The sequence below is a fragment of the Bacillus sp. LJBS06 genome, assembly GCF_016924995.1.
Classification (GTDB): domain Bacteria; phylum Bacillota; class Bacilli; order Bacillales; family Bacillaceae; genus Bacillus; species Bacillus stercoris.
Window position 1 is genome coordinate 1,857,113 of the sequence record NZ_CP070483.1, and the last position, 4,358, is coordinate 1,861,470.

Here is a 4,358-nt window from a genome sequence, read left to right on the forward strand (position 1 = left end):
CATTGAAGGAGAGAGCGCGTTATGGATAAACAGAGAATCTTTGAAGTATTAATCACCAATATTTGCGAGGTGCTTCCTGAATTAGACGGACACAGATTTGAGCCTGAAGATCAGTTAGTTGAGTTAGGGGCTGATTCTGTAGACAGAGCTGAAATTATCACAATGGTGCTAGAGGATTTATCGTTAAAAATTCCTCGCATTGAGCTATCCGGAGTGAAAAATATCGGTGAATTAGCTGAGGTGCTTTATGACAAAGTGCAATCTGCCTGAGGTCGTAGTGACCGGTGTAGGCGTTACGGCCTCCATCGGTCAAGGGAAGGAGGATTTTGCTTCCTCGCTGCTGTCCGGCAGACATGCCTTTGATGTCATGAAGCGTTCAGGCAGACAAAAAGACAGCCGGTTTATCGGAGCTGAAATCGCGTCATTGTCTTATCCCGACCGGCTTTCTAAAAAAATGTTGCGGAAAGCATCATTTTCCAGCCGCGCTGCATTGGTAACTCTCACGGAGGCTTGGGAGGAGGCTGAATTGGACGATACAGATTCCTCACGTATCGGACTAGTAGTTGGAGGGTCAAATTTCCAGCAGAGAGAAACCTTAGAGGTTTATGAAAGCTATCAAGCCCGCTCTGGTTTTATTTCGCCGGCGTATGGCCTGTCTTTCATGGATAGCGATCTTTGCGGGATATGTACAGATCAGTTTGGCATCACAGGATTGGCATATACGGTAGGAGGAGCCTCGGCCAGCGGCCAGTTAGCAGTCATTCATGCGATTCAGCAAGTCCTGTCAGGCGAAGTTGATACTTGCATAGCACTTGGTGCTTTAATGGATCTTTCTTATATGGAATGTGAGGCGCTAAGGGCTTTAGGCGCTATGGGAACGGACAAATATGCTGATGAACCTGAAAAAGCGTGCCGGCCCTTCGATCAAAACAGAGACGGGTTTATTTATGGAGAATCGTGCGGTGCATTGGTAATAGAACGAAGGGAGACGGCTTTACGAAGAGGTGTTAAACCTTATGCAGCATTGCCTGGCTGGTCAATTAAACTGGACGGAAACCGGAACCCTGATCCTTCATTAGAAGGAGAGATTCATGTCATCCAGAAGGCGCTGGGGCGTGCCGGCCTTTCACCAGAAGATATTGATTATATTAATCCTCATGGTACAGGTTCTTTTATTGGAGATGAAACAGAATTAAAGGCGCTCCGTGCATGCGGGCTTTCCCATGCTTATATCAATGCAACAAAATCGATAACCGGACACGGGCTTAGTGCGGCGGGCATCGTAGAGATTATTTCTGTTTTGCTGCAAATGAAAAAATCTGCCCTGCATCCGAGCCGGAATTTGGATCATCCAATCGATGATTCCTTTCATTGGGTAAATGAGAAATCGATTTCATACCGCATCAAAAATGCGCTGAGCTTAAGCATGGGGTTTGGTGGAATGAACACTGCGGTTTGTATACAAAACATTGAGAAATGTGGAGGCGAATCATAAATGGTTTCAGCCGGAATAGAAGCGATGAATGTCTTTGGCGGAACGGCATACCTTGATGTCATGGAGCTGGCCAAATACAGACGCTTAGACACTGCCAGATTTGAAAACTTATTAATGAAAGAAAAAGCGGTAGCACTGCCTTATGAAGATCCCGTGACCTTCGGAGTCAATGCAGCTAAGCCGATAATTGATGCTTTATCTGAAGCAGAGAAGGACCGGATTGAATTATTAATCACTTGCTCTGAATCCGGGATTGACTTTGGAAAATCGTTAAGTACATATATCCACGAGCATTTAGGCCTCAACCGCAACTGCCGTTTGTTTGAGATTAAACAGGCATGTTATTCAGGAACGGCTGGATTTCAGATGGCGGTAAATTTTATATTATCCCAGACTTCCCCGGGGGCCAAAGCACTGGTTATCGCCAGTGATATTTCACGTTTTTTAATTGCAGAGGGCGGAGACGCATTAAGCGAAGATTGGTCTTATGCGGAACCAAGCGCCGGGGCGGGAGCGGTGGCCGTTTTAGTTGGCGAAAATCCCGAGGTGTTTCAAATAGATCCCGGAGCAAATGGGTATTACGGCTATGAAGTCATGGACACGTGCCGCCCCATTCCCGACAGTGAAGCGGGTGATTCTGATCTCTCTTTAATGTCATATCTGGATTGCTGCGAACAGACCTTTCTGGAATATCAAAAACGTGTACCGGGAGCCAATTATCAGGACACGTTTCAATATCTTGCTTACCATACGCCCTTTGGCGGGATGGTGAAAGGTGCACACCGGACAATGATGCGTAAGGTGGCGAAGATGAAAACAGCTGGGATTGAGACAGATTTTTTAAATCGGGTAAAACCGGGTTTAAATTACTGTCAACGGGTTGGAAATATTATGGGGGCAGCCTTGTTTCTGGCATTGGCCAGCACGATCGACCAAGGGAGATTTGATTCGCCTAAACGAATTGGCTGTTTTTCCTACGGATCCGGCTGCTGTTCCGAGTTTTACAGCGGAATTACAACTCCGGAAGGCCAGGAGCGTCAGAGAACATTTGACATTGAGAAGCATTTGGATCGCCGATATCAGCTCTCTATGGAAGAGTATGAGCTGCTGTTTAAGGGGAACGGGATGGTGCGGTTTGGGACGCGTAATGTAAAGCTGGACTTTGAGATGATACCGGGCATCATGAAGTCTACTCAAGAGAAGCCGCGCTTGTTTTTAGAAGAAATTTCTGAGTTTCATCGGAAGTACAGGTGGATCACGTGACCTATCAAACGATAAAGGTCCGCTTTCAAGCGTCGGTTTGCTATATTACCTTTCACCGCCCTGAAGCGAATAATACGATTAATGACACGCTGATAGAAGAATGCCTGCAAGTGTTAAACCAATGTGAAACATCATCAGTGACAGTTGTCGTTTTAGAGGGGCTTCCCGAGGTGTTTTGTTTCGGAGCGGATTTTCAAGATATCTATCAGGAAATGAAAAGGGGCAGAAAACAGGCAAGCTCTCAAGAGCCTCTCTATGATTTGTGGCTGAAATTACAGACCGGTCCTTACGTCACGATATCTCATGTCAGGGGAAAAGTGAATGCAGGAGGTGTTGGATTCGTTTCTGCCACTGATATTGCCATTGCTGATCAGACGGCGTCATTCAGTCTCTCTGAGCTGCTATTTGGCCTGTACCCTGCTTGTGTTTTACCGTTTTTGATCCGCCGTATCGGCTGGCAGAAAGCGCATTACATGACACTTATGACAAAGCCGATTTCCGTTCAGGAAGCCAGTGAATGGGGGTTAATAGATGCTTTTGATGCTCAAAGTGACGTGCTGCTGAGAAAGCATTTATTGCGTTTGCGGAGGCTGAATAAAAAAGGAATCGCACATTATAAACAGTTTATGAGCTCACTCGATCATCAAGTCAGCCGTTCGAAAGCCACCGCTTTAACTGCAAATCAAGACATGTTTTCTGATCCCCAAAACCAAATGAGAATCATCAGGTATGTTGAAACAGGACAATTCCCATGGGAGGATCAGTAACCGTTTGAGCAATGAAATCAGAACCGTTAGGAGGACATCATGACGCATTCCGTTGTGGAGCTTATTGAAATTGAACACGCCATTATTCAGGTAAAAATGCATGATCGTGCTCATAAAAACGCGTTTTCACAAGAACTTACAGACGGTTTAATTCAAGCGTTTGAATACATACGGCAGCACCCCAAATATAAAGCGGTCATTTTGACAGGATATGATAATTATTTTGCTTCAGGAGGAACGCAAGAAGGACTGCTTCGAATTCAGCAGGGGTTGACCAAGTTCACTGATGACAATCTTTATTCTCTGGCGCTGGATTGCGAGATTCCAGTTATTGCGGCAATGCAGGGCCATGGAATTGGAGGCGGTTTTGTCATGGGGCTCTTTGCTGATTTTGTCATTCTGAGCAGAGAAAGCGTGTATACGGCTAATTTTATGAAATACGGATTTACACCTGGAATGGGCGCTACCTTTATCGTTCCTAAAAAACTGGGATTCAGCCTGGCCCAGGAAATATTATTGAATGCGGGAAGCTACCGCGGAGCTGAGCTTGAAAAAAGAGGGGTCCCCTTTAAAGTGCTGCCCCGTGCAGAAGTGTTGGATTATGCAGTGGAGCTGGCGCAAGAACTGGCGGAAAAGCCAAGAAACTCATTGGTTACCCTGAAAGATCATCTGGTTGCCCCGCTTCGTGATCAGCTGCCGCGCGTCATTGAACAGGAATTGATGATGCATGAGAAAACATTTCATCATGAAGAAGTCAAAACAAGGATCAAAGGTTTATACGGGAATTAACTGAAAATCTATAAAAATTTCGCAGGTGAAATGGAGGCAGCGCG

Annotated in this window: 5 protein-coding genes; all 5 read left to right on the top strand. The window is 45.7% G+C overall.

The window, feature by feature from the left end; genetic code table 11:
- Positions 1-21 precede the first annotated feature (21 nt).
- The 5 genes from JQX68_RS09560 to JQX68_RS09580 are packed head-to-tail and all read left to right on the top strand — an operon-like array spanning position 22 to position 4,314.
- A complete protein-coding gene (locus tag JQX68_RS09560) occupies positions 22-270 on the top strand; it encodes an acyl carrier protein (RefSeq protein ID WP_003231809.1) in 249 nt (82 codons plus the stop codon).
- Positions 248-1,495: a polyketide biosynthesis malonyl-ACP decarboxylase PksF gene (gene pksF, locus JQX68_RS09565; RefSeq protein WP_147771916.1), complete on the top strand. Its 1,248-nt coding sequence runs from the start codon at positions 248-250 to the stop codon at positions 1,493-1,495. Before JQX68_RS09560 ends, pksF begins: the two co-directional genes overlap by 23 nt.
- Positions 1,496-2,758, top strand: a complete 1,263-nt coding sequence (gene pksG / locus JQX68_RS09570) for a polyketide biosynthesis 3-hydroxy-3-methylglutaryl-ACP synthase PksG (protein ID WP_134975504.1) — start codon at positions 1,496-1,498, stop codon at positions 2,756-2,758. It begins immediately after the preceding gene.
- Positions 2,746-3,525, top strand: a complete 780-nt coding sequence (locus tag JQX68_RS09575) for an enoyl-CoA hydratase/isomerase (RefSeq protein WP_082033004.1) — start codon at positions 2,746-2,748, stop codon at positions 3,523-3,525. Before pksG ends, JQX68_RS09575 begins: the two co-directional genes overlap by 13 nt.
- Before the next feature lie 39 nt (positions 3,526-3,564).
- Positions 3,565-4,314, top strand: a complete 750-nt coding sequence (locus JQX68_RS09580; RefSeq protein WP_095431334.1) for a polyketide synthase — start codon at positions 3,565-3,567, stop codon at positions 4,312-4,314.
- Positions 4,315-4,358: the final 44 nt, after the last annotated feature.

Coding starts and splice junctions, on each gene's coding strand:
- JQX68_RS09560 (WP_003231809.1), top strand. CDS start 22: ATGGATAAACAGAGAATCTTTGAAGTATTAATCACCAATATTTGCGAG.
- pksG (WP_134975504.1), top strand. CDS start 1,496: ATGGTTTCAGCCGGAATAGAAGCGATGAATGTCTTTGGCGGAACGGCA.
- pksF (WP_147771916.1), top strand. CDS start 248: ATGACAAAGTGCAATCTGCCTGAGGTCGTAGTGACCGGTGTAGGCGTT.
- JQX68_RS09580 (WP_095431334.1), top strand. CDS start 3,565: ATGACGCATTCCGTTGTGGAGCTTATTGAAATTGAACACGCCATTATT.